We start from the raw sequence: 24,840 nt of genomic DNA, 5'->3' as shown, positions 1-24,840 counted from the left end.
AGCATTAGCATGATGTCTCGAGCATTAGTACTGGGCATGGTTGCGCTAATGGCGCTCATTTTAGGTATGTTAGTGCTTAAAAAATCTAAACGCCATTACGATACTAAACAGTGGTTTTTCTTAGTCTGTTTGTGCTTAGCTGTGTGGTCGGCTGGCCTGGAGGTATTTTCTTTTGCCGATAATGGAGTGGCGCTAGACATTGCCTCGCGGTGGTTTTATGTTGCTTCAGCGGTTTTTTGTCCAGCGTTAGCTATCTTTACTGCTAAGTCATTTCTTCCTCTGACTAAATCTTTAAGGGCTTTTATCTGTATAGCTAGTTCGTTATTTATAGTATTTTCTATATATATTATTTTGGCGCCTGAGTTTATTATTAATGTGTCAGAGGTCACTGCGCCAGTAGATTTTTCACAAATTCCGATTAACTCTATTAATTATGTAGTTTTTGCTACTTTTTTCTCCGTCTTTTTCCTGATTGCTATGTGGTTTGGTTATGTTGCGTGGCGGAAGTCTGATAATATTCGCCGTAAGCAAGTGGCGATTTACATGACCGGTTTGTTGGTATCTAGTATTCCGGGTTTTGTAGTTGACTTATTGTTGCCAGCTCTTGGCGATTATAGGTACGTGTGGGTTGGACCAGTGGCGATTATTCTCTTTCTGTTTGCAATTATGTATAGTATCGTAAAATATCGATTAATGGACGTAAAAACGGCGGTGGCTCGTAGTGTCTCATACATGCTACTACTAATTGCACTAGCTGTAGTTTACATAATCTCTGCGTATATTATTTCAATTGTTATTTTCCAACGGACTTTGACAATTGACAGTCGTGTGAATTTCATGAATATGATTCTAGCTATACTTTTGGCGTTCTTATATCAGCCCATTAAGAAATTCTTTAATAAGTTGACGGATAGGGTTTTTTATTATGGCGAGTATGACACTGATACTTTTGCACGCGAGATTAGTAAGATATTAACTTACACGGCGGACCTACAGCTCCTGACGCGGCGGGTCGGTAATTATATAGCAAGTTCATTGAAGGCGGAGAAAGTGGCGTTTTGTATTCCAGAAAAGGGAATTTATGGTCGAACTGGTCGGCGGCGCTTGTCGGTTGTTGAGGAGGATGTGTGTAGGATTATGGACTATTACTATAAATATTGCAGTTTTCCAGAGGTTATATTAGCGAATCAAGTTAAGGACCCAGAGCTAAAAAAACTCTTAGATATTCATCGTACAAAAATTGTCGTGCCTCTTTTACACCAAAATCAAGAAGCAGGAATTTTATTTTTAGGGGAGCATAAGAGTTTGGGCTATAGCTCTCGGGATATTGAAATGCTGGAATCGATTGCTGGTGAGCTGGCCGTGTCAATACGCAACTCTCTTTCAATGGAAGAAATTAACGAACTAAATAAAAGTTTGCAGCGTAGAATTGATGAGGCAACAAAAGAGCTGAGGTTTAGCAACCGCCAGCTGCAGCGTCTGGATGAAGCGAAAAATGAGTTTATCTCTATGGCTTCACATCAGTTAAGGACGCCGTTGACTAGCATCAAAGGTTACTTGGATATGATGCTGGAAGGAGATTTGGGAAAAATATCGCCGACTCAGCGAGCAGTTCTTAGGGAGGCATTTTCTTCTAGTGAACGAATGGTGCGGTTAATTAATGACTTTCTTAATGTGTCACGGCTGCAGACGGGAAAGTTTACCATTGATAAACAGAGCGTGGATATCGCACAGATTCTCCGTGATGAAGTCTCATTACTTAAGGTTGTGGCAGATCAGCGATCGGTCGAGATGGTCTTAAAGATTGATAAAAAGATACCTTCGCTAGCGGTTGATTCTGAGAAGATTCGTCAAGTTATGCTGAATATGATTGACAATGCTATTTATTATTCAAACCCACACAAAAAGGTGGTGATTACTTTAAAGAGTAGTGGTAAAATGATTGAATTTTCAGTAAAGGACTCGGGAATTGGTGTGCCAAAGTCGGAGCAGGCAGATCTATTTGGTAAGTTTTTCCGTGGTACTAATGCTAAAAAACGACGGCCCGATGGTACAGGCGTCGGGTTATTTTTGGCCAAGAAAGTCATTTTGTCGCACGATGGGGAAATGATTTTTGAATCAGAAGAAGGAAAGGGTAGCACCTTCGGGTTTAAGCTGCCAGTTCGTTAGCGAAATAGGCTGACGATTCCAGAAACAGTAATTATAATTGCAGCGACAATTAGCAAGGTTATACCAATTATGCGAATAATCTTCTTGCGGTCAAATAGCCATTGAGATAATTTGGAGCGATTTGTTGCTGTGATACGTGTTATTTTTGGTCGTTGAATTGTGGCGTCTGCGCCAGAATATTTTTTATTGCGTTTCTTCTTCTGTTTTACCATAGACTTATTATACATTAAAGCATCACTATCCAATAAGAGCAGGGCGACTGACTCTGGGCGAATTACAGACAACTGTCCGCTTGACTATAGACATTTTTACAATAATTTGCTATGATATCTGAAGTCGTGGCCTTATCGTCTAACGGTTAGGACACCAGGTTTTCATCCTGGCAATCCGGGTTCGATTCCCGGTAAGGTCACCATGTGACATACAGAAGACCTTACTGGTCTTTTTATTTGTTTTTAATCTTGCAAGGAACTTATGCTTACTATAAAATGATGCCAAGATAGTAGTAATAGCAGGGTAGGGATCTAATGATAAAGAGTAGCGCGATAAAAACAAAACACGCAAACGTCAGAAAGGTCCAGGACGGTAAAAGGTCGCCTAAAAACACTCCTGTGCAAAAAGTACACTCTAAACTAAAATCCACCCGAAAGCGTATGTCAAAATTCTGGATTATAGCTGGAGTTGCTATATTAATAGCTGTTATCTACCTGCTCATCAATGGCGGTGCCTTGGTGGAGCAACATAAAATGGCGCAATACCTTAAGGAAAAGTATGGGAAAGAGTTTATAGTAGAAAATTATCGCATTGAGGGTGGCGGTATTGGAGTTGAGGGTGATCCGTATGTGGATGCTTATCCGGTTGATGATAGTAGTCTTAGGTTTGAAGTGTGGAATAGAGCTGACTATAGAAAAGGCGATAGTGCTTACTCTGATACCTATCCAGATCGTATTTGGGAAAGAGAGTCTAGGGATGATATAGCTAACCTAGTTAGCAAGCAGTTTGGCGGTAGAGCTAGACTAAAATCAATAAGAATAAACAGCAATATAGAGGTTGGTAGAGCTATTACGAAAAACATACCCTCCTATAAAGATGCATTTAATAAATTTGGCAGAAAAATATATATGACAATATCTTTAGAGAATGACGTTAATTTTGATGATTTGTCAGAGAATATATATAGAGTGACTTCTGAAATAAGAAAGCAAATGGGCGTAATGCTGGCTATAGACTATCATGATTCACTACATAAGCTATGGCTGGAGGATCAGGACATTAGCAATATGAAATCTTCGAGTGACGTAGATAAATATATAAAGAGGGGGTGGAGTGAACATAACTAATGAGCAATATTTGGCCTTAAGCGCGCTGGTGTATTCGGATATAAGCACATATTACAATAAGAAACAGACAATAATAGGCTATCTTATAGGTAATAATAGAATCAAAGACTATTTAGGTAAAGATGGTTCTGTCTCTCCGGAATTTTCTGCTTTATCTACTCTTAAGGACGAGATTATTAGAGATGAGCAGAAAAAGAAATCACGCAAAGATTTTAATCTTGATAGTCCTGAACTCTCTGCCCTCCAAAATTCTTCCAATCCACTTCGCTCCTTTGTTCTACTAGATCAATCACCACCTGTTATCTATAGGAGTACTGTCACTCAACGTGGTCTCACTAGAACTGTTTATCATGAATATGAGGCAAATCTACTGATTGGATAAAGCAATGCGTATTGTCGAATTGGCTAATCCAATATAATTGAAACGCGAGAAGTATTTTACAGATATCAGTGATCTGGAAAGATCCTTTTGTGTGAGAAAAGGTGTAATTGAGGTAGGGCTGAAGCCGAGATTTGTCTGTACTGATTGTCAATTTATTTGTGCGGAGGATCGAATGAGTTGCTGATATAGTGAGGTTAATATTTTTATAGGTAGTATGACATATTCTAGAAGTGACCGCCCGTTTAGTTAGCGTACTGGTGATATTTTTCATGCCGACATTGGTGATTACGGTGTCAGGCGCATGTTCTGCGTTAATGAGAATAGTTATTGTAGTTGATTTTCGAAGAATTGATTCTATACCAGTGTTGACTGGCCATTTTAGGTAGGCACGAACATCATAAGCAGGGGTGTAAATAGAATTTTCGCTAAGTTGTTTGCGGTAAAATGCAAAAGGCGTTATGTAGTGCGAGCGAGTTTTTATGACGATAAATAACTTATTGTATGTGCCTGGGGCTGTTGTCGAAAGTTCTGCCTTAAGATGGTAATTGGTAGGGTCAAACTGGCCAAACCCCTTAGCAACAATTTGCTTACCTACCACATCAAAGTAATAGGCTTCACCAATTAAAATTTTGTCTTGGGGGTTTTGCAAGCTTATTTCCTGATAATGATTATTGTCATATTACATTATATCAAGCATTTCCCATCACTGTTATTTCGTGATATAATTTTAAAAATGAGCGAGAATATATTTAAACGAACAAAAATATTAGCAACAATTGGTCCGGCAACGTTTAGCCAAGAAAAGGTCTATCACCTACTTGACGCTGGTGTTAATGGCATTCGTATGAATTTTAGCCACGGTGCGAATGAAGAGCGAATTGAGCAAATCAACTGGGTGCGTACTGCTAGTGAGCAGTTAGGTAAGCCAGTAGCGATTCTGCAAGATTTGCAAGGTCCGAAAATCCGCTTAGGCGTCTTAAAGGATAATATGTTGAACGTTAAGGCTGGCGATATGCTAGTTTTGGATTCGGAAATTACCGAGCACGATGGTAGCTTTAACCTGCCAGTACAGTACAATTTGGCAGAAAAGATGAAAGTCGATGAACCGCTCTATATGTTTGACGGTAAAATTAAGACGATTGTGCGCGAAATTGTTAGTCCAACTGCAATTCGTGTTGAGGTTCAGAATGATGGCTTTTTGATGAGCCGTAAGGGTCTTAACTTGCCGGATACTGATTTTGGCGGTGATATTTTAACCCCTAAAGATATTGCCGATTTGGAGTGGGCTGCAGGTCAGGACTTTGACTATGTGGCACTGAGCTTCGTACAGAAAGCTGATGATATTATCGGTTTGCGTCGTCGGTTGGTAGAGCTAGGCTCAACTGCTGATATTATTGCTAAGATTGAAACCAAGTCCGCTGTTGATCCAGAGAACTTGGAGGAGATCGTTAAGGCTAGTGACGGTGTAATGGTGGCGCGCGGTGACTTGGCGGTGGAGGCTGGTGCGGAAATAGTGCCAGTTATGCAGCGTCGGATTATCGCTCTGTGTCGTAAATATTGTAAGTTGGTTATTGTTGCTACACAAATGATGGGTAGCATGGTTGATAATCCAGAGCCAAGCCGCGCCGAAGTAAGCGACGTGGCGAATGCTGTTATTCAGGGCGCAGACGTAGTTATGTTGTCTGATGAAACTGCCAATGGTAAATATCCTATTGAAACCGTCCAAGCAATGCGAAAGACGATTATTTATACCCAGGAGCATAGCGAGGTTATGTTGGTGGAAAAGGCTGAAATGCGCGAGAAGACTGACGCAATCTTAAGCTACACAGCAGCACAGCTAGCAAGGCGAATTAAAGCACGAGCTATTATCGCAGAAACCAATACTGGGGCAACTGCCGCAAATGTTGGTGCATATCGTCCTAATTTGCCAATTGTTTGTGTGACTGAAAATGTTAAAACTGCACAAAAGTTAGCGTTAAGTTACGCCTCTCGTCCTTATGTTCGACCAAACAATACGGACGCAGCCATTAAGCTGGCGGAAGAGCTGAAGCAGGAAGGCTATTTTGGCAAAGACCCAGTAACGGTTGTGTTGGTGAGCGGACATCATCCAGAGCCGGGCCGAACTGACAATATCCAGATTAAAACATTGTCATAAGGAAAAATTGGGTGGGCAGAAAATTTCCAAAGCAAACAATTCGTGATGTTGATTTACGCGGTAAGACAATTCTTCTGCGATCGGATTATAACGTTCCGCTAACAAAGCGTGGTCAAATTTCTGATGACCTAAGAATTCGTGCTTCTCTGCCCACCCTGCGCTATCTTCTGGAGCAGAATTGTAAGATTATTATAATGTCGCATTTGGGGAGGCCAAAGGGTAGGGACCTCAAACTTAGCCTGAAGGTTGTAGCGGATCATCTGTCTAAATTGCTGGGTAGTCCGGTGAAGCTGCTGGGCGATTGTGTAGGCGAATCAGTTCGCCAGACTGTTCGCCGTGCGCCACTGGGAAGTGTCATTATGCTGGAAAATCTGCGTTTTTACGACGAAGAAGAGGCGGATGATTTGGTGTTTGCTAAGTCAATTCAGCGAGCGGTTCGGGCGGATTACTTTGTGCAGGATGGATTTGCGGTGGCGCATCGAGCGCACGCTAGCACGCATGCCATTTCTCTTTGCGTGCCAGGGTTAGCAGGTTTATTGCTCGAGAAAGAATACATAACGATAACTAAAGCAATGAGCAGTCCTAAGCGTCCGCTGGTGGCAATTATTGGCGGTGCAAAAGTAAGCGACAAAATTTCTCTGATAAAGCGCTTGATAAAAAAAGCTGACCGAATTTTAATAGGCGGCGCAATGTCAAATACGTTTCTTCATTGTCGTGGTGTAAATATTGGCAAGAGTGTTTTTGAGTCGGGAATGGAGAGGGTTGTATCGGAAATCTATGACCTGGCAGCCGCTAAAGTTGGTGCCGATAATGTCGATAAATTTTTGGTTTTACCAGTGGACGTGGCGGTGGCGTCGGAGATTTCTAAAGATTGTCACAGACGAGAAGTTAGTGTTGATCACATAAAAGATGATGATATGGCACTTGATATTGGCAGTCAGACGATTGAGACTTTTACAAAAATACTAGCGGACGCCAAAACTGTTATTTGGAATGGGCCGCTGGGATATGCAGAAATTGATAATTTTGCGATTGGTTCAGCGCGAGCTGCCCTAGCGATTGCTCAGAATAATGAGGCGACTTCAATTGTTGGTGGCGGGGATACGGCGGATTTTATATTGAAGTGGGATGGTCATGATGGGGTTAGCTTCACGCACGTTTCCACTGGTGGCGGGGCTAGTATGGCCTTGATGGCTGGTAAAAAATTGCCCGGAATTGAAAGTTTACTAGACTCATACGGCATGAGGTGATAAACTAAGCATAAGGATTATCTCATGAGAAAAAAATTAATTATCGGTAACTGGAAAATGAACTTCAATATGCATGAGGCAAGCTTATATTTACATAAGCTAATGAATACGCTGCCGTCTCATCGGGATGTTGAAGTGGTATTGGCGCCTACGATTTTGACGCTGCAGAGTTTAAGTTTGCAGGTCAATCGGCGGATTGCCAAATTGGCAGCCCAAAACTGTTACTGGCGAGACTCCGGGGCTTACACCGGCGAGACTCCGGTGGCACATCTTCGAGGAATTGCTGATTATGCTCTAATTGGACATTCAGAAAGACGATATATTTTTATTGAGAGTGAGAAGGATATCCGGTTGAAAGTTCAGGCGGCGATTCGTAATCGGATACGTCCAGTCCTGTGTATTGGCGAGACTATTCAAGAGCGAACGCTTGGCGAAACAAAAGATGTTTTAGCGGATCAGCTTACCAGTGGCTTGGCAAATATCACAGCGGAAGAGCTTGGCGAAGTGGTTGTGGCTTATGAGCCGGTTTGGGCAATTGGCACTGGTGATAATGCTAAGGCGATTGATGTAAAAAAGGCTGCACAAATGATTCGGCGGCACATTGCCCATCTGTACGGTAAAAAGGCGGCAGAATCAGTACGTATTTTGTACGGAGGCAGTATTACACCAGCGAGCGCCGCAGACTACTTGGCGATTGACGAACTTGATGGTTTATTAGTGGGGGCAGCAAGCTTAGACGCATATCAATTTAAGGAGATAATTTCAAAGGCGCATAAAGGTTAAAAATAGGGGGCATATGACAGATATTGATTTTGACGAGTTGGACAGAGCGGTTAATTCTCTAATGAGTAAGCAGCAAGAAAAGAATTCAGTGAATGCCGAAGTAAAGCATGACGTCGAAACACCTTCTGTGGAGGAGAAAAAAACCATAGAAACTAGTACTGTTGGCTCAAGTTTTGCGCCGCCGGTTACGCCTTTTGCTCCTGCTTTAGACGCGCCTTCTCCTAGCTCAACCACTTCAGCGTCAAGCGTCGAGTCTAAAGCAGAACTGCAGGCTCCTCAGGATAGTCTGGTTGAAAAACCTGAGATCATTTCTGCACCCGCCGCTACTGTTGCACCTAGTAGTACACTTGGTCAAACCCCAGATTCGACGCCAAAAGAAGATAAAACCTCCCCAGTAATTACCAGGCGTCCGACAGGCCGATTTATGGATGTTGTTCGTCCGTCATCAGTTAATACTGCTCAGAAGTCGGTGTCATCGGCGCCATCTCGAACTGGCGTATCAATTCAGCCTTCAGCTGATTTGGTGGATGTAGTTAATATGACAGGTAAAACTTCACCGATTGAGGAGGAGTTGTCGGCTGTAGATAATCAGCTTGATAGTTTAGACGATGCTCCTGATTTGAAGGATATACAGAATGAGTCAGCCTTTGCGGCGATAGAAGACGCTCCTGTTGAAGAGTTGTCATTGACCGATAAGATAGCGCAGTCATTGTCTGAAAGTAATGATTCTATCGCTTCTCCAGCACCCGAACCGTTAGAGTCTCCATTTATTGCTAATGTTGAAGTTGAGAAGAGGCCTCTTGGTGCTGTTGATCAAAACGCTATAGAGTCTGAATCTGGCGTAGAGGAAGACGAGCTTGAGTCTGGGCCTGTAGACTTGGAAGATATGAAATTGAACCATCAGTATAATTCTGACTTATCTAATTACACTATGGATAAGGAAGCTTTAAGCGAGACTCCAGATTCAATGATGGACCTCAGTCCGGAAATTATAGCAATTGAAGAAGCGGGTATTCCTGGTGCGTCAGAAATGAATGAAGTTGTTGATAGCGAACCTAATATGCAGCCTAGCCCGCCTGCCTCTCAGTCTAATGACATGCCACAGCAATATTCGTCTGAAAATGAAATGGTTGACTCTGAGCCAGCGCCTATGTTTGCTGCGGTGTCTACGGAAGTAAAGCCGCCTCGCAGCGAGGAAAAGAAGAAAACTGGTCTGTTGACTCTGTTGTTAATTATTTTGTTCCTGGTAGTTGGTGTTGCTGGTGGTGCTGTTTCCTACTTTTTGCTGATAAAATAGATACATGACTAATTTTACGGATGGTTTAAATGACGAGCAAGCTCGAGCGGTGACGCATGGCGACGGACCGCTATTGATTTTGGCGGGTGCTGGTTCTGGAAAGACAAAAACACTGACGCATCGAATTGCTTATTTGATTGGCGAGTTGAAAGTTTTTCCTAGCCGAATTTTAGCAGTAACCTTTACTAATAAAGCGGCTAAGGAAATGCGGCAGCGATTGGCGCAGTTGCTGGGTGAGAATGCTGATAATCGTCAATTTATGCCGTGGGTGGGGACATTTCATAGCATTTGTGTACGAATGTTGCGGATGGACGGCGCAAATATTGGGCTTGATAAGCGGTTTCTTATTTATGATACTGATGATCAGGCAAGCCTGATGAAGCAAATTATGAAAGCGCGCGGTCTGACGGATAAAGATATTAAGCCGCGGGCGGTGCTGTCGGTTATTTCAAACGCTAAAAATGAAATGCGCAGTGCGGAAGATTTTTCAATGTCAGCGCGCGGCCCTCGGGAGCAGAAAATTGCTGAATTGTTCTTCGCCTATGAAAAAGCCTTGAAAAAGGCGGCGGCGCTTGACTTCGATGATTTATTAACTAAAACCGTGGAATTATTACAGAATAGCCCAGAGATTCGCCAGAAATGGCAGCGTCAGTTTGAATATATTCTAATTGATGAGTATCAGGATACGAATGCTGTGCAGTACGCGCTGATCAAATTGTTGGTTAACGAACGGCGTAACCTATGCGTAGTTGGCGATGATGCGCAGTCGATTTATAGTTTTCGCGGCGCTGATTATACTAATATTCTTAATTTCGAGCGCGACTTTCCGGGGACAACCGTGGTTAAATTGGAGCAAAATTATCGTTCAACAGGCGCGATTTTAGGTTTAGCAAATTCGCTCATTCAGCATAATATTCATCGGACAGATAAGAATCTATGGACGGCAAATGGTGATGGCGCCGATCCAAAATTATGGCAATTATATAGCGAGTCGGAAGAGGCGCTGGCGATTGCTAATGAGATTCAAGCGCAAATTACTAATGGCCGCCAGTACGGCGACGTGGCGGTATTATATCGGACAAATGCCCAGAGCTATGCGATTGAGCGGGCGCTCAGGCAGAGTTATATCCCTTATAAAATTGTCGGCGGCTTAAGGTTTTTGGATCGGGCAGTCATCAAAGATGTGCTAGCCTACCTGCGTTTACTATATCAGCCGAGCGACCGGGTTAGTTTTTTGCGAATCGTCAATACTCCAAAGCGCGGTATTGGTGCGGTCAGTATGGCTAAGTTTTTGGAATGGAACGCGGCTTCGGGCCGAGATATAATCAGTGGTCTTTTGGTGGTCGAAGAGGCAGATAATTTGACGGCGCGAGCAAAACGACCTTTGCTAGAGTTGGGAAAAATCCTGGAGGAATTACAGCAGGAAATTGATGACTCGCCAGCGGAATTAATTGAAAAAATTATCAGACAAACTGGTTACGGGGATTTTATCAACGACGGCACGCCTCAGGCCGATGAGCGGATGGAAAATATCGGTGTTCTCGTAGCGGAGGCGAAGGCTTATGTTGATGTGGCGACTTTCCTAGAAGAAATGTCACTGATGTCTTCGGCGGATGCTACAGCTGATCAGCAGGTAACTTTGATGACGCTACATGCTGCTAAAGGATTAGAATTTCCGGTGGTTTTCTTGGCGGGTCTGGAAGAGGGAATTTTGCCACACGCACGAGTGTTTGATAGTGGTAAGGCTGACGATATTGAGGAAGAGCGTCGGCTGTGTTATGTGGGAGTAACTCGGGCGCGAGAGGAATTGTTTATCAGCTGCGCTAACTCCCGGACTCAGTTTGGGCAGATTGGCTATAATATGCCGTCGCGATTCTTGGATGAAATGGGGCTGTTAGCGGGTGGGGCTGATAAGCCGGCTCAGCCAATGATAGAGCCTGAATTTTATACGGAGGATCTTGGATTAGAGGTGGGCGATCGTGTGCGCAGCCCAAGCTTCGGTTCAGGTGAAATTATTGATAGCGATGGTCTTGGTGTGACTGTGAAATTTGACGACGGAAACATTAAGAAGCTGAATGTTGAATTCGCGCGCTTGGAGAAAATTTGATATAATAATATCTGCGCTGTGGCGCTTATGACGTATGAATTTAAGATTACAAGCGAGATATTATTCAACTAAAATTATGCTCACTGCTGGCGTTATATTGACGTTGGTTGGTGGTTTATTTTTTGTCAATCAAGCTTTGGCTGACACGTCTAAGCCAGTTGCTAAGGCTGGTGAAAGATTGGTTAATATATACGATAGAGGCGTCGAAAAGACGATTGTTACTAAGGCGCGGACAGTTCGTGAGGCTTTAAAATTGGCTAAGATTTCTATTGATGAACGTCAAGACGTCGTTGAGCCTGGCTTAGATTCGGAGATGGTGGCTGAGAAATATAACGTTAACATCTTCCGTGCCCGCCCAATAACAGTTGTCGATGGCAATAAACGCTTAAAAATTACCACCGCCGAACAAACACCAGCTTTGATTGCTAAGGCGGCGGGGCTTGAAGTTTTTACTGAGGATAAAACCGCGCTGGGTAAAGGTGATAATATAGTGGTTGATGGCGCAGACGTAGTCATGAAAGTAGAGCGGGCGTCTGTGGTGAATTTTGTTTTATATGGTAAGGAGTCTGTGGTTCGTACTCACGCAAAAACAGTCGGTGAGTTATTGAAGGATAAAAATATTACCTTACAGAAAGACGATACGCTATCTGTTGATCAGTCGGCAAGAATCGTGCCTGGAATGAAAATTGAATTGTGGCGCAATGGTAAGCAAACCGTTACCGTGGAGGAAGATGTGAAATTCCAGACTGAAAAAGTTCAAGACGCTAACCGAGATTTGGGCTACCGGGATGTAAAACAGGCTGGTGAAAATGGTAAGAAAAATGTTACTTATGAAATTGAGATGAAAAATGGAGTAGAGGTTAGTCGCAAGGAGATCGCTAGCGTTGTAACGAAGGAGTCTAAAAAACAGATTGAGATCGTAGGCGCCAAAAGCTCGAACACATTTTCTGGCAGTTTTTCTGAAGCGTTAGCTCGACTAAGGAGTTGTGAGGGCAGTTATACTTCAAATACGGGAAATGGTTATTACGGCGCTTACCAGTTTGATAAGCGAACTTGGGGCAAATATGGTGGCTATGAAGTAGCCTCTGATGCGCCAGCTTCAGTGCAGGATCAAAAAGCTTGGGAGACTTATAAAGCTCGCGGCTGGCAGCCATGGCCTACTTGCAAGATAAAGATGGGTTTGCAGGATATCTATAGATAATAATCTCGTAATTTGGTATAATCCCCTTAATGCACTCTGTGAGCTGTTGATTGATTATGCGAGCAAAAGGTTTATTTTTTGGAAAAATTATTGGCTTTGCTATGTCGATTATGATTGCAATGCCAATGTCGTCATTTGCCGAAGGGAAAAGTCCTAGTAGGCATTTGGTTCGTGTATATGATCGTGGTGAAGAAAAAACAATTGTGACAAACGCATTAACGGTGCGTCAGGCTCTGCAGTCTGCTAAGATTTCTATTGATGAGAAAATGGACACCGTTGAGCCAAATATTGATATGGAGCTCACGGGTTCAAAATATCAAGTTAACATCTTCCGTGCCCGCCCAATAACAATTGTCGATGGTAATAAACGTCTAAAAATTACCACCGCCGAACAAACACCAGCTTTGATTGCGAAGGCTGCAGGAATGACGCTTTATCGTGAAGATAAGACGCAGTTTACAAATTCTGAAAATCTTTTGGTGAATGGTGCGGGGTTGGTGATGAAGATTGAGCGAGCTAAACAGCGAACGGTGACGGAAGAAGCTGATATCAATTTTCAGATTGAACAGGTAAAGGACGATTCTCAACCAATTGGCTTTAAGAGTGTGAGGCAGTTGGGTGAGAAGGGCGTGCGAAAGATAACCTACCGAGTCGAAGTTGATAGTGAGCGTGAGGTAAGTCGTAGGGAAATGTCTAGCGAGATTATGCGGCAGCCAAAAAAGCAAGTTGAAATAATTGGCACTAAACCTAAAAATCCACTGACTAAAAGCAAGGGCGCGCAGATATTTACTGATTCCAAAGGCGTGGCGCATCGTGAGACGTATTACGATTTGCCGATGAATATGGTGATAAAATCTTGTGGCGCTGGTGGTGGCTACACGGTGCGGGCGGACGGCGCCAAGGTGGACAAGGACGGCTATATTTTAGTGGCGGCAAATTATGGTAATTATCCCCGCTGCTCAGTTGTGGAAACCAGCATGGGACTTGGTAAAGTGTACGACACTGGCGGGTTTGCGGCCCGGTATCCGCATGGATTTGACCTGGCGACCGACTGGACTAACGGAGATGGTCGCTAGATGGCGGGACCGAAAAAAGAATTAGGCCAGCATTGGCTGCGCGACCCAGAAATATTGGCGGAGATTACCGCGGCGGCGGAACTCGGCAAAGATGATGTGGTTTTGGAAATTGGGCCGGGACTTGGCACATTGACTAGCCGGTTGTTGGCACGAGCCGGGCGGGTGGTGGCGGTAGAATTTGACAGGGATTTGGCGTGCAAGTTACCGGGGCAATTTCCCGGCAAAAACCTGGAAGTGATTAACGAAGACATCTTGCAATTTGATTTAAATCAATTGCCAACTGGCTATAAAGTAGTCGCCAATGTGCCGTACTATATTACTAGCAAAATTATCGAGAAGTTGATGACGGCGGAAAATAAACCAAGTTTGGCGGTACTGCTGGTACAAAAAGAAGTTGCCCAGCGTATCGCGGCGGAGCCTGGCGAAATGAGCATTTTAGCGGTTAGCGCGCAGCTATTTGCCCAGGCAGAACTAGACATTGAAGTGCCACGGCAGTTTTTCACGCCGCCGCCAAAAGTTGATTCGCAGGTGGTGGTATTGAGGACTCGCACCGAACCACTAGTCGCCCCTGAAGACCAAAAAGATTTTTTCCGTGTTGTCAAAGCTGGATTTTCAGCCAAGCGTAAAAAACTGCGCTCCAGCTTGAGCGGCGGGCTAGCTATCAGTAAAGATGCTGCCGAACAGTTGCTAAAAAAGGCTGACATTTCACCTGATATCCGCGCCGAAGACCTGGCGATTGACGATTGGCAGCGAATACTGAGTGAGTGGCGGGCGCAATGATTGCGGCAGATCAGCCGACATGCTTTCCGTCTGATGTGTTAGTTGCGGTTTCGTCGAAAGACGACGGCACCATGCTTGATCGTATTCGTGGTCGTCACGTAGCCGACGTACTGGAGAATCGGCGGCGGTTTTGCGATCAAATTGATATTAATTACGACGACGTTGTCTATCACGTGATTTCATATGATCGAGCGCAAACTTTTGATACTACCATCGAAGTCACTGAAGCTGACACGGTTAAGTACAACAACGAAGGTATTTTTGCTGACGCGCTCTATACCGAAGCGGCTGGTGTCGGTTTATTTTTACCAGTGGCGGACTGTATCGCCACCGTCATCTATGGTCCAAAGCGTCGGGCACTGATGCTGGCGCATTTGGGTCGGCATTCGACGGTTGCGCAGTTGATGACAAGGGCGATTCAGTACTTTGTCGAGCGTGGTAGCCAGGCAAAAGATTTGCAAATTTGGATGTCGCCAAGTATCACGCAGAAAAATTATCGTATGGATTATTTTAATCACGCAGACGACATTAATTGGCACAATTTCTGCCATCAAACAGCCGACGGAATATATCTGGACATGCAAGGATTTAATCGTTCGCTGGCCGTCCAGGCGGGTGTTCCTGCTGACAATATTTTCATCTCGCCAATTGACACAGCAGATAATCCGAATTATTTTTCGCACTCATCGGGTGATGTTGATGGTAGATTTGCTGTAGTTGCGTGTATGAAAAGCGACTCAGGGGTTTTAAACTGAGTCGCTTTTATGATTAAAGGTTAATTAATCAATCAGATTTTCGTGCTTTAAATCCTTAACAGCGTTGGTAGCTTCTTCCTTGGTGAACTTCCACTGGTCGATAAGAGTTTTTTCCAAATTACTTCTGCTATATTTTCCATTCTTCAGAATGTCTATAGCTCGTAGTCGTGCTCGCTCAGTGTAATTGATATTGTATTCTGTCAGTACTTCTCGAACTTCCGATTCTACGAATTTTCCGAAGTGTGTTAGGTCATATATTATGTGATTTTTTGAATACAGTTTAGCCCATGCCCATGTGCTGTCGGCTAGAGAATTCTTATTTATCCAATTGCGTATATTGACCTTAAAATCATAGTTTAGGCGATCAACACCCTTTTCTGCCTCGTCTTTAGTGAAGTGGTCATCCTCTATCAGGCGGTTTATGATGTATGATCTTGAGATTTCGGACGGCTTATTAAGTCCTAGGAGTGTGTTTGCTACGTGCTGAGCATTTTTTACAAAATCTATCTTTACATACTTAAACGCATTGTCTATCTCTTCTTTTGTGAATCCTTTAGCTGCGAGGTGTTTTTCGTAGTTGATTTTTGATGAGATGGTATACGTGTGTTCTATATTCTGTAGGTTCTTTATAGCTTGATCTTTAAAGAATTTAGAAAAGTTTATTTCGCTGCTCAGTGCCACAAAAGCCTTATTAACCTCTTCTTCTGAGAACATATAATAACTGTGGCTATTTTCGCTAACATCACGGAGAGTGAGGCTGTGTGTCATTGAATATTTCGAGTGTCGAAATGTCGTGGGATTATTGGAATTGTTCTGGTCGTCTACAATCTTTTTTATTGCCCTTTTCGCGTTATCTACAGCGTTGTATTCTGGGTAAACTATCTCGATTAATTGGAGCGCGGTATTGTATTCTCCTCTATTTCCGAAGGTAATACTATAAGCTTCTGCGTATTTTGAGTGGTCGGAATGGTATAGATTTAAATATTGGACGTTGAATCGGGTTTTAGCTTTCTCTGCTAATTCTCTCGAAAACCTCTTATCCCATTTTCCGTCGCTTCCAACTACATAGTTGTCTGGCGTGATGGTATTCTTTAACATATCGCCATCTTTACCGACGTAGTAGTCGCCGACCCACTGGTCGTGCAGCATATGGCCTTTAGTGTCGAAGTAATACCATTTGTCACCAATCATCTTCCAGGTGTTTTCTATCATATGACCGCTGGTATTAAAGAAGTACCAGTAGCCATTTATCCACTCCCACTTACTATGTGTGATATATCCGCGTCCGTCAAAGTAGTACCATTTGCCGTCTATTTGCTGCCATTGATTTTTAGGGTAGCTACCATCAGAGTTTTTATACCACCACCCGATTGAATTCTTTTGCCAGCTTCCTCCGTTGGCGCTTGCTGTTGCTGGTGTGTAGGTGCCAACTATAGCAACGCTAATAGCCGCCGCTACAAGTAGGTTTTTAATAAGTTTATTCATTACTCCTCCTAAGTATTATTGCAGTTACCATTGTAGCATATTGTTTAATATGGTTATCTAGTGGAGATGCTCTGTTTAATTTGCTATAATTTACCTATGACTAAACAACACGCCTACATCACTACTGCTATTCCTTATGTCAACGGTTTGCCGCACATTGGGCACGCCATGGACTATATGTTGGCGGATGTATGGGCGCGATATCAGCGACAAAATGGCCGCGAGGTGCGTTTCCAGACGGGCGTGGATGAGCATGGCAATAAAATTGCCGCCAAGGCTGCCAGCCAAAACCAAACGCCGCAGGCTTATGTCGATCAAATGCATGGTAATTTCCAGAACATGATCGCTGAGTTGAATATTTCAGCGACGGATTTTATCCGCACGACTGATCCGCATCATGTTAGTGCGGTGCAGTACATTTGGCAGAAGCTGGCTACGGCTGGCTATATCTACAAAAGCACATACGAGGGTTGGTATTGCCAAGGTTGTGAGGCATTCGTTACCGACAAGGAAGCAGCTGAAAATAATGGCATTTGTCCCGACCACCAGTCGCCATACCAACGACTGAGTGAAGAAAATTATTATTTCAAAACCAGCGCATTCTCAGAGAACATCCGCCAGGCCATTGAATCAAACAAGATGAAAATTGTGCCTGAATTCCGCAAAAAAGAGTTTTTGGAATTGATGAAAGATGGGCTGAAGGATGTGTCAATTTCGCGTCCGCGCAAGAACCTCAGCTGGGGCGTGCCAGTACCGGGCGATGACACGCAGGTGATGTATGTCTGGCTGGATGCGCTGAGTAATTACATCACAGTCATTGGCTATCCTGACCGTCCAGAGGAGTGGCAGAGTTATTGGCCAGCAAATGTGCAGGTAATTGGTAAGGATATTCTTCGGTTCCATGCTGGGATTTGGCCGGCAATGTTGATGGCGCTGGATTTACCGCTGCCAAAGGTGCTATTGGTTCATGGCTTTATCAATGTTGGTGGCGCCAAAATGAGTAAGAGTCTCGGTAATGGTGTCGGACCAGCTGATATCATCCCGCACTACGGTGTCGAGGCCTTTCGTTATTATTTCCTGCGCCACGTACCAACTCAGGATGACGGCGACTTTACCTGGGAGAAATTTGAGGCAGCCTATAATGGCGAATTGGGTAATGACCTCGGTAATTTGGTGCAGCGAGTGGCAAAGATGGTGCAGTCGTACCAAGCCGGCGTCATCGGCGATGCGCCGCAGGCCGAACATGATATGGGCCCATACCGCCAGGCGATGGAGAGTTTTATGTTTGACCAGGCTATGGATGAGATTTGGCGAATTATTCGCACGTTGAACCAATATATTGAGCGGGTCCAGCCGTGGCAAGTTGCAAAAAATCGTGACAAGGATCCAGAGGCAGAGGCGCATCTGGGCGAGATTTTAGCGCATGCTTGCGGTGCTTTGTTGCAAGTTTCTGACATGCTGCGGCCATTTATGCCGCAAACTGCTGAGAAAATTCATGAGATGTTTGCTAGTGGTGTCGTACCGTCAGAATTGACGCCACTATTCCCGCGCAAATATCTTCATACGCCCGATCCTCGCGCACCAAAAGTAGAAGCCCAAGGAAAATAATTATGAATTCAGTAGTGGAGCATCACGCGGTGACAGATTTACGTTTGATTGATTCGCACTGCCATTTGCACGACACTGAATTTTTCGCGGACAATCGTGAGGAATTTTATCGTCAGTCAATCACCGCGGGCATCGGTATGATTTGTGTTGGCACTGATGAACGCAGTAGTCAACAGGCGGTGGAATTTGCCGCGAACCATGACTGTGTGTGGGCGGCAGTTGGCGTTCATCCGCATGACAGCAAGGCTGGCCGGAGCGATATAGAGCGGCTACTTAAAGCCAAGACGGAGAATTCGCCGATTGTCGCGATTGGTGAGATTGGCCTTGATTATTATTACAATCATAGTCCGCGCGAGGTGCAAATTCAGGCGCTGGAGGCGCAGCTGCAGCTGGCGGTGGATTATGATTTACCGGTAAGCTTTCACATTCGTGATGGCGCGCCCGACCAGCCGTCGGTGTGGGATGATTTTTGGCCGATTTTTGATAACTTTCATGGACTGCGTGGCGTATTGCATAGTTTTACGGATACAAGTGTCAATCTGGAGAAGGGTTTTTCTCGCAATTTGTATGTGGGGCTTAATGGAATTAGCACGTTTACGAAGGTGCAGGCGCATCAGGAATTATTTGCCACAATTCCCCTAGATCGGTTATTGGTGGAAACCGACGCTCCATTCTTGACGCCAAAGCCATTTCGTGGTAAGATAAATAAGCCAGAGTATGTGGAATTAGTGGCTAAATATTGGTCGGAGAAGCGAAATATTGATTTCAATGTCCTAAGTGAAGCCACTGTCCGTAATACAAAACAGCTTTTTGGCATTTGAAAGTGGAGAAAATGAATATTACAGCTGAACGTGTTAATGACCCATCTGTGAATGAAGCTTGCAAAAATCTTGCTTCTATTCTTTCTTACGCTGAAAGACGTGATGATAGCTCTAAAGCAAATCCCGAACTAGGGAAGGCTGCTATTGACGTAAAGAATATTAAGAATGATGTTAAAACGAACGTCATTAATAATGGGGCGGTTGATTTTTGCAAACAGGTGCTTGGTGAAAGTAAGAAGCCTATTGATCCTGTTGAATCTACGAAAAAAATTGGCAATATGTTAGCGGATCTTCGAAAAGCTAAAACTAACGAGGTGCCATAAATGCCTCGTTTATTAAAAAAAGTACGAGGTTTGGTTTTTGCTGACGATAGCGATGCGGCATCATTATTAAAGTTTCGCAAAAAAGATCGGCCCTTAAAGAAGTTTACTGAGCGCGAATTAATTCAGCTGGAAAGTGAAATTGGCGCGACGATTTTTGGTGAGAAGCCAGCGCATGTGACGCGTCGTGAGTTCTTTAACTTGGACAAAGATACCTGGATCTGGTATGAGGAAGTAGCTGATGGTAAAGGTGGCCGGCAAGAGTTGACAACGCGTTATGAAATTCAGGCGAAGGGAATTTTGAAAATTCAGCCAAATTATCAATACACTTACCTAGAGGGCGCTGAACTTCAGAACTTTATTTTGGCGACTAAGGAATATTACGAGCGAGTTTCTCGGCAGCTCTATAAGAAAGACCCGCAGACCGGTCAGCCGCTCTGATATAATAAAAACGTGAATAGAGATTATATTTATCTTGATCATGCCGCTGCTACGCCAATGGATCCGTTGGTGATTGAGGCGATGTTGCCATATTTTTCTGAGAAGTTTTTCAATCCGTCTAGTCCTTATGCTCCAGCGATATTCACTAAGCGTGAATACCAGCAGGCAAAATCGCGCTTAGCTCGCTGTCTCGGGGTGATGGCTGACGAACTGATAATGACGGCGGGCGCGACGGAGTCTATCAATTTGGCGTTTAATGCAGCTGGTGGCGTGAGCTTAATATCGGCTATTGAGCATGACGCGGTTATTAATTCCGCAAAGGCACGTTCAGAAGTTCGATTTATCCAGCTGATGAAAAATGGTCGCATTGATCCGCAGCTGGTGAAAAAAATGCTAACGCCAGACGTTAGTTTTATCAGTATTGCGCTGGTGAATCATGAGCTGGGCTATATTCAGCCAATTGAAGAAATTGCAGAAATCATAAAAACTGAGCGACTCAGGCGTCAGGAGAATGGCGAGTCAACGCCATTAGTTTTCCATACCGATGCTTCACAGGCAGCGGCTTTAATTGACGTGAAGATTAAGCGGCTCGGTGTTGATCTGCTCACTCTTTCAGCCGCAAAGGTTTATGGGCCAAAGCAGGTTGGACTACTTTGGGTTCGTCCGGGTGTTACCTTAACTGCTAATATTTTAGGTGGTGGCCAGGAGTTGGGGTTGCGTAGCGGTACAGAGAATGTGGCTGGTGTAGTGGGATTCGCGACCGCGCTAGAGCTGGCGCAAAAACGACGTTCTGCGGAAGTTAAGCGGTTACGAAAATTGCGAGAGGGACTGGTAAAAGATCTACGACAAGCTTTTCCAGAAATGGTCACATCTTCAGATATGAAAAAAAGTTTGGTAAGTTTTTTAAATGTCTCGTTTTCTGGGATTGATGCTGAGAGATTGGTATTTTTATTGGAGTCTCGTGGTGTGTTGGTAGCCACAGGAAGTGCTTGCGCAGCCAATTCTGGTACGCGCTCACATGTGTTGTCGAGTATTGGTCTAAGCGAATCAGAAATTGACGGCAGCTTAAGGCTAACTTTAGGAAAATTGAATAATGAAGATAATATTAAGTTGGCTAGCCAATTAATTATCGAGGCGGTACGTTTAGAGACTGAAAGGGTTAGTCGGTGATTCATAAGATAATTGGTTTGGTGATTTTTGCGGCGATAGTTGTGCTCGGCCTTAGTGTTTATTTATCACCAAATGATTTAGAAAAGTGCGATACTCCAGGTGATGGCGATTGCCGTATGGCTGATGCTATTATAGTGGTAAGCGGCGGCGATACAAATGCGCGAACTGACGAGGCAATTAAATTATACAAGTCAGGTTGGGCGCCGTTAGTTATTGTTTCGGGGGCTGCAGCGGATAAGTCTGGCCCGTCAAATGCCAAGGCTATGTACCAGAGGGCGGTTAATAGCGGCGTCCCTAAGAGCGCTATTGTCATGGAAGAATCTTCTGAGACCACCAGGCAAAACGCTACTGAGGTAAAAAAGATTATTGATTCGAGAAAAATTAAGGATGTTATTTTAGTGACGAGTGGCTACCATATGCGGCGTGCACAACTTGAGTTTTCATCACAATTTCAGGATGTAAAAATTCGAAGCCATCCAGTTGTTTATGATAAAAGCTGGAGCCCCTGGTGGTGGCTAACGCCATGGGGTTGGTGGCTGGCTTTAGGTGAATTAATGAGAATTGGGCTGTTTGCTCTGGGGCTGTCAAGATGAGCAGGGTGTTTGTTGGCATGTCGGGTGGCGTTGATTCGTCGGTAGCGGCAGCGCTATTGGTCGAGCAAGGCCACGAGGTAACTGGCGTGTATATGAAAAACTGGTCGGAAGATTTGCCGGGTATGCACTGTCCGTGGGCAGAAGATGTGGCTGACGCCAAGCGTGTGGCGGTGGGGCTGGGGATTGATTTTCAGGTGTTTGATTTTCAGAAAGAGTATAAGCAAAATGTCGTTGACTATATGATCCGTGAATACCAGGCGGGTCGGACGCCAAATCCTGATGTGATGTGCAATCAAGAGGTGAAATTTAAGTTGTTTTTAGAGGCGTCGTTGGCAGCGGGTGCGGAGTATATTGCGACGGGGCATTATGCCAGGACGAGCGAGGGGTGCTTGCTTCGGGCGCATGATGACAACAAAGACCAAACCTATTTCCTCTACCGCGTGACGTCGGAGGCGCTCACAAAGACCATGTTCCCACTCGGTGATTTTACTAAAGCTGAAGTGCGCGAGATGGCCAAAGAGCGGGGCTTGTGGACGGCTAGCAAAAAGGAGTCGATGGGTATTTGCTTCGTCGGGCAAGTGGGGATTCGCGAGTTTTTGTCAGAATATGTCGAGACGATCCCTGGCGATATCATCGATCAGCAAACAGGTATGGTTGTTGGTCGGCACGACGGGGCGATATTTTACACATTGGGGCAGCGACATGGGTTGAATATTGGTGGCGGCTTGCCGTATTATGTCGTCGGCAAGGACATGGCAAAGAATGAGGTTTACGTGTCACGCTCAATTGATAATGGTAATTTGTGGAAGAAAGGATTGACATTAACCGATATACATTGGATTAACCGACCACCTGAGAAAGATGAAACTGTGCAGGTTAGATTGCGTCACCGAGGAGCTCTGATTGACGCGAGAATTGATGGTGATATTATCTATCTCTCCTCCCCTGAGCGTGCAGTAGCGCCCGGGCAGTCTGCTGTAATATATGGCGGCCAGGAATGTTTGGGCGGTGGAATTGTGAAAACAGATTGACGTTATCTAAAAAATAGTGTAAACTGTTCTAAAGTAAGGAATAATAAAACGTAGAGTTAAAGGAAGATTAATTTTATGCTAGCAATTCGTTTGCAACGTTTAGGTCGCAAAGGTTACCCAGTATATCGCTTGGCGGTACAAGAAGCACATCGCCATCCGTCAAGTGGTCGTGTAGTCGCTTATGTCGGTAGCTATAACCCACACACTAAAGAATCAAATATTCAGACTGAATTAGCTCAGAAATATTTGGACAATGGCGCTCAGCCAACACCTCGCGTAGTTAAACTGCTTAAGGAAGCTGGTGTTAAGTTGCCAAAGTGGGTTAAGGAAGTTGCAGCTGACAGACATAAGGCGATTCGCAACCCAGAAAAACTGCGTAAAAATCAGCCAAAAGAAGAGACTCCTACTGAATAAATAATCACTGAAAATATAGCCTATACCCGCAGAGAAATCTGCGGGTATTTGATTGACAGAATATTACATAAGGATTGTTATCAATAGGATTATATGTAATTATTCAGCAAGTAGGGGGATATAGTGAAAATCCAAAAAACTAAAAAGTATATTTCTGCCGTCGCAGTTGTGGCAATTGTCTTAACCGCTGGTGCGCTTTATACCGTTCAGAGCTCTGTATAGCAGGATGTGGCTCAGGCCTATACTTCACCAATCAATACACAAGATCCAGCCACAGCACCGGATACTTATGTTATGGATTTTCCAGACGTTAATTTAAAGCGCGTACTAAATTCAGTTATTGCGTCAGCGATGAACGAGCAGCGTCGTCGGCAAGGATTGCCGCAGGATGTGGTTCGTACGGCAGACCAAGCAATTACTGCCGGTGATATGAAGGTGCCGGTAAATATGTATGGTCCACTTGGCTTAAACTCAAAGAACATTACTAATACTGAGGGCTTGCAGTTCTTGGTTAATGCTATTCGTATCGATATGGTTAATAATCAAGTAACTGATTTTACGCCACTACGTGATCTAGATAAGTTGGAGGAACTCAATATTGGTCGAAATCCAAATCCATCATTGACAGATGTAAGGAATGCTATTCAGAATCTTAATAATGCGATCAATGCGGCGAAAGTTGCAGAACAAGCTCGACAGGCTGCAGCTGACGCGTCATTAACTACCGCAAATACGCAGAAAACACCGAGCAGCTTTGCGGACGCACAAGCAAAATCAATACGCTAAAGGATGCGGATAAGAAAAATACTCTTCTGGCTGCACTTGATCAACTGAAGCAGGAATACTCTAACAGAAAGACTGCTCTTCAGGCTACATTAGATCGCGCAAATGATCCGCAAACTATTGATGGCAAGATAAATGACGCTAAGATGAGTGATTTTAATGCCGCGAAGGTGAGAGCGCAGGCTGTTCTGGGCAACGCAAATGCTTCTCAAGCGCAGATTGACAATGCCAATCAGCAGTTGGCCGCAGCAATTGCCGCACTTACTACAGATAAGCAGCTGGTCCAAAATATCATTAATAGCTTACCAACTCAGCCACAATATATTCAGGATGAACCAGAGGTAAAGCAAGCTTTGCTTGACGCAAAAGCTGTAAATGATGCAGCAAATCCATCTGTAGAAGAAGTGCGAAGTAAGGCTGATGCATTGGCAGCTGCAATTGGTCGGGCTGTTGCGAGCGAGACTGCTCGACAAGACGCGGCTACTAATTCACTTCGTGATGCCAGAGATAAGCTTAATAGCCCAAGCCTTGGTCGGGATGAGATGCCAAATATTGATATGGCTGTTATTGAGCGGCAGATAAATGCAATTAAGGATGAAGCTGTTCGTATCCGTCTGCTAACTGACTTCAATGATATAAAGACGTCCCTGAATACGCGTCAAGCGCAGATTAATGCTCGTAAACCTCAGCCTAAACAAGCCAAAGATACTAATAGAAAGCCTAGTGCATCCTCATTGCGGCTTAGTGATACTGGCGAGAATATTGCAGTAATCGCCGCAATTGGTGCGGTGGCGGTATTTGGTGGTGGTGTGCTATTTATAGTAAGCCGGCGTCGACAAGACAATATCTAGTCTTAATCAATATAATTACCCCGCCTAG

The 24,840-nt window shown here is 44.2% G+C and carries 25 protein-coding genes and 1 tRNA gene; 23 read left to right on the top strand and 3 right to left on the bottom strand.

Annotated elements, in window-relative coordinates; genetic code table 11:
- Positions 1–9: 9 nt before the first annotated feature.
- Complete coding sequence (locus TM074_RS02930) at positions 10–2,169, top strand: ATP-binding protein (RefSeq protein ID WP_369000215.1); 2,160 nt, start codon at positions 10–12, stop codon at positions 2,167–2,169.
- On the opposite strand, the gene TM074_RS02925 is transcribed toward TM074_RS02930, so the two are convergent.
- Positions 2,166–2,381: a hypothetical protein gene (locus TM074_RS02925; protein WP_369000214.1), complete on the bottom strand. Its 216-nt coding sequence runs from the start codon at positions 2,379–2,381 to the stop codon at positions 2,166–2,168. The genes TM074_RS02930 and TM074_RS02925 overlap by 4 nt on opposite strands.
- 128 nt (positions 2,382–2,509) lie before the next feature.
- Here TM074_RS02925 and TM074_RS02920 point away from each other — a divergent pair.
- The 3 genes from TM074_RS02920 (at position 2,510) to TM074_RS02910 (ending at position 3,891) form a co-directional block, all read left to right on the top strand.
- Positions 2,510–2,584, top strand: a tRNA-Glu gene (locus TM074_RS02920).
- 238 nt (positions 2,585–2,822) lie between these two features.
- Positions 2,823–3,509 (top strand): hypothetical protein, encoded by a 687-nt coding sequence (locus TM074_RS02915; RefSeq protein ID WP_369000213.1) that lies wholly within the window; start codon positions 2,823–2,825, stop codon positions 3,507–3,509.
- On the top strand, positions 3,496–3,891 hold the full coding sequence (locus TM074_RS02910) for a hypothetical protein (protein ID WP_369000212.1): 396 nt from the start codon (positions 3,496–3,498) through the stop codon (positions 3,889–3,891). Before TM074_RS02915 ends, TM074_RS02910 begins: the two co-directional genes overlap by 14 nt.
- Here TM074_RS02910 and TM074_RS02905 read toward each other — a convergent pair.
- The gene (locus tag TM074_RS02905) at positions 3,845–4,489 is read right to left on the bottom strand and encodes a hypothetical protein (RefSeq protein WP_369000211.1); all 645 of its coding nucleotides are present in this window, start codon (positions 4,487–4,489) and stop codon (positions 3,845–3,847) included. The two genes, TM074_RS02910 and TM074_RS02905, sit on opposite strands and share 47 nt — an antisense overlap.
- A 135-nt stretch (positions 4,490–4,624) precedes the next feature.
- Here TM074_RS02905 and pyk point away from each other — a divergent pair, with 135 nt between their 5' ends.
- The 9 genes from pyk to TM074_RS02860 are packed head-to-tail and all read left to right on the top strand — an operon-like array spanning position 4,625 to position 15,295.
- Positions 4,625–6,046: a pyruvate kinase gene (gene pyk, locus TM074_RS02900; RefSeq protein WP_369000210.1), complete on the top strand. Its 1,422-nt coding sequence runs from the start codon at positions 4,625–4,627 to the stop codon at positions 6,044–6,046.
- An 11-nt stretch (positions 6,047–6,057) separates the two neighbouring features.
- On the top strand, positions 6,058–7,296 hold the full coding sequence (pgk, locus tag TM074_RS02895; RefSeq protein ID WP_369000209.1) for a phosphoglycerate kinase: 1,239 nt from the start codon (positions 6,058–6,060) through the stop codon (positions 7,294–7,296).
- A 24-nt stretch (positions 7,297–7,320) separates the two neighbouring features.
- On the top strand, positions 7,321–8,079 hold the full coding sequence (gene tpiA / locus TM074_RS02890) for a triose-phosphate isomerase (RefSeq protein ID WP_369000208.1): 759 nt from the start codon (positions 7,321–7,323) through the stop codon (positions 8,077–8,079).
- Positions 8,080–8,092: 13 nt separating this feature from the next.
- On the top strand, positions 8,093–9,376 hold the full coding sequence (locus TM074_RS02885) for a hypothetical protein (RefSeq protein ID WP_369000207.1): 1,284 nt from the start codon (positions 8,093–8,095) through the stop codon (positions 9,374–9,376).
- Between the two features lie 4 nt (positions 9,377–9,380).
- Entirely contained in the window at positions 9,381–11,483 is a 2,103-nt protein-coding gene (locus TM074_RS02880) for an ATP-dependent helicase (RefSeq protein ID WP_369000206.1), read from the top strand.
- Positions 11,484–11,517: 34 nt separating this feature from the next.
- Positions 11,518–12,684, top strand: a complete 1,167-nt coding sequence (locus tag TM074_RS02875; protein WP_369000205.1) for a G5 domain-containing protein — start codon at positions 11,518–11,520, stop codon at positions 12,682–12,684.
- 56 nt (positions 12,685–12,740) lie between these two features.
- A complete protein-coding gene (locus TM074_RS02870; RefSeq protein ID WP_369000204.1) occupies positions 12,741–13,760 on the top strand; it encodes a G5 domain-containing protein in 1,020 nt (339 codons plus the stop codon).
- Positions 13,761–14,540 carry a 16S rRNA (adenine(1518)-N(6)/adenine(1519)-N(6))-dimethyltransferase RsmA gene (gene rsmA, locus TM074_RS02865; RefSeq protein WP_369000203.1) on the top strand — a complete coding sequence of 260 codons (780 nt, stop codon included), beginning with the start codon at positions 13,761–13,763 and terminating at the stop codon, positions 14,538–14,540.
- Positions 14,537–15,295 (top strand): polyphenol oxidase family protein, encoded by a 759-nt coding sequence (locus tag TM074_RS02860; protein ID WP_369000202.1) that lies wholly within the window; start codon positions 14,537–14,539, stop codon positions 15,293–15,295. Before rsmA ends, TM074_RS02860 begins: the two co-directional genes overlap by 4 nt.
- A 24-nt stretch (positions 15,296–15,319) precedes the next feature.
- On the opposite strand, the gene TM074_RS02855 is transcribed toward TM074_RS02860, so the two are convergent.
- On the bottom strand, positions 15,320–16,780 hold the full coding sequence (locus TM074_RS02855; protein WP_369000201.1) for a hypothetical protein: 1,461 nt from the start codon (positions 16,778–16,780) through the stop codon (positions 15,320–15,322).
- 96 nt (positions 16,781–16,876) lie between these two features.
- On the opposite strand from TM074_RS02855, the gene TM074_RS02850 reads away from it, so the two are divergent.
- The 10 genes from TM074_RS02850 to TM074_RS02805 all read left to right on the top strand — a co-directional run bounded on the left by TM074_RS02850 (position 16,877) and on the right by TM074_RS02805 (position 24,812).
- Positions 16,877–18,388: a methionine--tRNA ligase gene (locus tag TM074_RS02850; protein WP_369000200.1), complete on the top strand. Its 1,512-nt coding sequence runs from the start codon at positions 16,877–16,879 to the stop codon at positions 18,386–18,388.
- Positions 18,389–18,390: 2 nt separating this feature from the next.
- Positions 18,391–19,209, top strand: a complete 819-nt coding sequence (locus TM074_RS02845; RefSeq protein ID WP_369000199.1) for a TatD family hydrolase — start codon at positions 18,391–18,393, stop codon at positions 19,207–19,209.
- A gap of 11 nt (positions 19,210–19,220) precedes the next feature.
- Complete coding sequence (locus TM074_RS02840) at positions 19,221–19,532, top strand: hypothetical protein (RefSeq protein WP_369000198.1); 312 nt, start codon at positions 19,221–19,223, stop codon at positions 19,530–19,532.
- Positions 19,533–19,970, top strand: coding sequence for a hypothetical protein (locus tag TM074_RS02835; protein WP_369000197.1), 438 nt, complete (start codon positions 19,533–19,535; stop codon positions 19,968–19,970).
- A gap of 12 nt (positions 19,971–19,982) precedes the next feature.
- On the top strand, positions 19,983–21,140 hold the full coding sequence (locus TM074_RS02830; protein WP_369000196.1) for a cysteine desulfurase family protein: 1,158 nt from the start codon (positions 19,983–19,985) through the stop codon (positions 21,138–21,140).
- Positions 21,137–21,733, top strand: coding sequence for a YdcF family protein (locus TM074_RS02825; protein WP_369000195.1), 597 nt, complete (start codon positions 21,137–21,139; stop codon positions 21,731–21,733). Before TM074_RS02830 ends, TM074_RS02825 begins: the two co-directional genes overlap by 4 nt.
- A complete protein-coding gene (gene mnmA / locus TM074_RS02820; protein WP_369000194.1) occupies positions 21,730–22,764 on the top strand; it encodes a tRNA 2-thiouridine(34) synthase MnmA in 1,035 nt (344 codons plus the stop codon). The genes TM074_RS02825 and mnmA overlap by 4 nt, the downstream gene beginning before the upstream one ends.
- Positions 22,765–22,839: 75 nt before the next feature.
- Complete coding sequence (gene rpsP / locus TM074_RS02815) at positions 22,840–23,178, top strand: 30S ribosomal protein S16 (protein WP_369000193.1); 339 nt, start codon at positions 22,840–22,842, stop codon at positions 23,176–23,178.
- 228 nt (positions 23,179–23,406) lie between these two features.
- Positions 23,407–23,964, top strand: a complete 558-nt coding sequence (locus TM074_RS02810; protein WP_369000192.1) for a hypothetical protein — start codon at positions 23,407–23,409, stop codon at positions 23,962–23,964.
- 143 nt (positions 23,965–24,107) lie between these two features.
- Complete coding sequence (locus tag TM074_RS02805; protein ID WP_369000191.1) at positions 24,108–24,812, top strand: hypothetical protein; 705 nt, start codon at positions 24,108–24,110, stop codon at positions 24,810–24,812.
- Positions 24,813–24,840: the final 28 nt, after the last annotated feature.

This window comes from Candidatus Nanosynbacter sp. TM7-074 (genome assembly GCF_041006295.1).
Classification (GTDB): domain Bacteria; phylum Patescibacteriota; class Saccharimonadia; order Saccharimonadales; family Saccharimonadaceae; genus Nanosynbacter.
The sequence above is the reverse complement of the archived record's forward strand: the minus strand, read 5'-3'. Positions and strand labels throughout refer to the sequence as shown.

Bases quoted from the DNA above. Each gene is read 5' to 3' on its own strand.
- TM074_RS02930 (WP_369000215.1), top strand. From the start codon at position 10: ATGATGTCTCGAGCATTAGTACTGGGCATGGTTGCGCTAATGGCGCTC.
- TM074_RS02925 (WP_369000214.1), bottom strand. From the start codon at position 2,381: ATGGTAAAACAGAAGAAGAAACGCAATAAAAAATATTCTGGCGCAGAC.
- TM074_RS02915 (WP_369000213.1), top strand. From the start codon at position 2,823: ATGTCAAAATTCTGGATTATAGCTGGAGTTGCTATATTAATAGCTGTT.
- pyk (WP_369000210.1), top strand. From the start codon at position 4,625: ATGAGCGAGAATATATTTAAACGAACAAAAATATTAGCAACAATTGGT.
- tpiA (WP_369000208.1), top strand. From the start codon at position 7,321: ATGAGAAAAAAATTAATTATCGGTAACTGGAAAATGAACTTCAATATG.
- TM074_RS02885 (WP_369000207.1), top strand. From the start codon at position 8,093: ATGACAGATATTGATTTTGACGAGTTGGACAGAGCGGTTAATTCTCTA.
- TM074_RS02880 (WP_369000206.1), top strand. From the start codon at position 9,381: ATGACTAATTTTACGGATGGTTTAAATGACGAGCAAGCTCGAGCGGTG.
- TM074_RS02875 (WP_369000205.1), top strand. From the start codon at position 11,518: ATGAATTTAAGATTACAAGCGAGATATTATTCAACTAAAATTATGCTC.
- TM074_RS02870 (WP_369000204.1), top strand. From the start codon at position 12,741: ATGCGAGCAAAAGGTTTATTTTTTGGAAAAATTATTGGCTTTGCTATG.
- rsmA (WP_369000203.1), top strand. From the start codon at position 13,761: ATGGCGGGACCGAAAAAAGAATTAGGCCAGCATTGGCTGCGCGACCCA.
- TM074_RS02860 (WP_369000202.1), top strand. From the start codon at position 14,537: ATGATTGCGGCAGATCAGCCGACATGCTTTCCGTCTGATGTGTTAGTT.
- TM074_RS02855 (WP_369000201.1), bottom strand. From the start codon at position 16,780: ATGAATAAACTTATTAAAAACCTACTTGTAGCGGCGGCTATTAGCGTT.
- TM074_RS02850 (WP_369000200.1), top strand. From the start codon at position 16,877: ATGACTAAACAACACGCCTACATCACTACTGCTATTCCTTATGTCAAC.
- TM074_RS02845 (WP_369000199.1), top strand. From the start codon at position 18,391: ATGAATTCAGTAGTGGAGCATCACGCGGTGACAGATTTACGTTTGATT.
- TM074_RS02840 (WP_369000198.1), top strand. From the start codon at position 19,221: ATGAATATTACAGCTGAACGTGTTAATGACCCATCTGTGAATGAAGCT.
- TM074_RS02835 (WP_369000197.1), top strand. From the start codon at position 19,533: ATGCCTCGTTTATTAAAAAAAGTACGAGGTTTGGTTTTTGCTGACGAT.
- mnmA (WP_369000194.1), top strand. From the start codon at position 21,730: ATGAGCAGGGTGTTTGTTGGCATGTCGGGTGGCGTTGATTCGTCGGTA.
- rpsP (WP_369000193.1), top strand. From the start codon at position 22,840: ATGCTAGCAATTCGTTTGCAACGTTTAGGTCGCAAAGGTTACCCAGTA.
- TM074_RS02805 (WP_369000191.1), top strand. From the start codon at position 24,108: ATGAGTGATTTTAATGCCGCGAAGGTGAGAGCGCAGGCTGTTCTGGGC.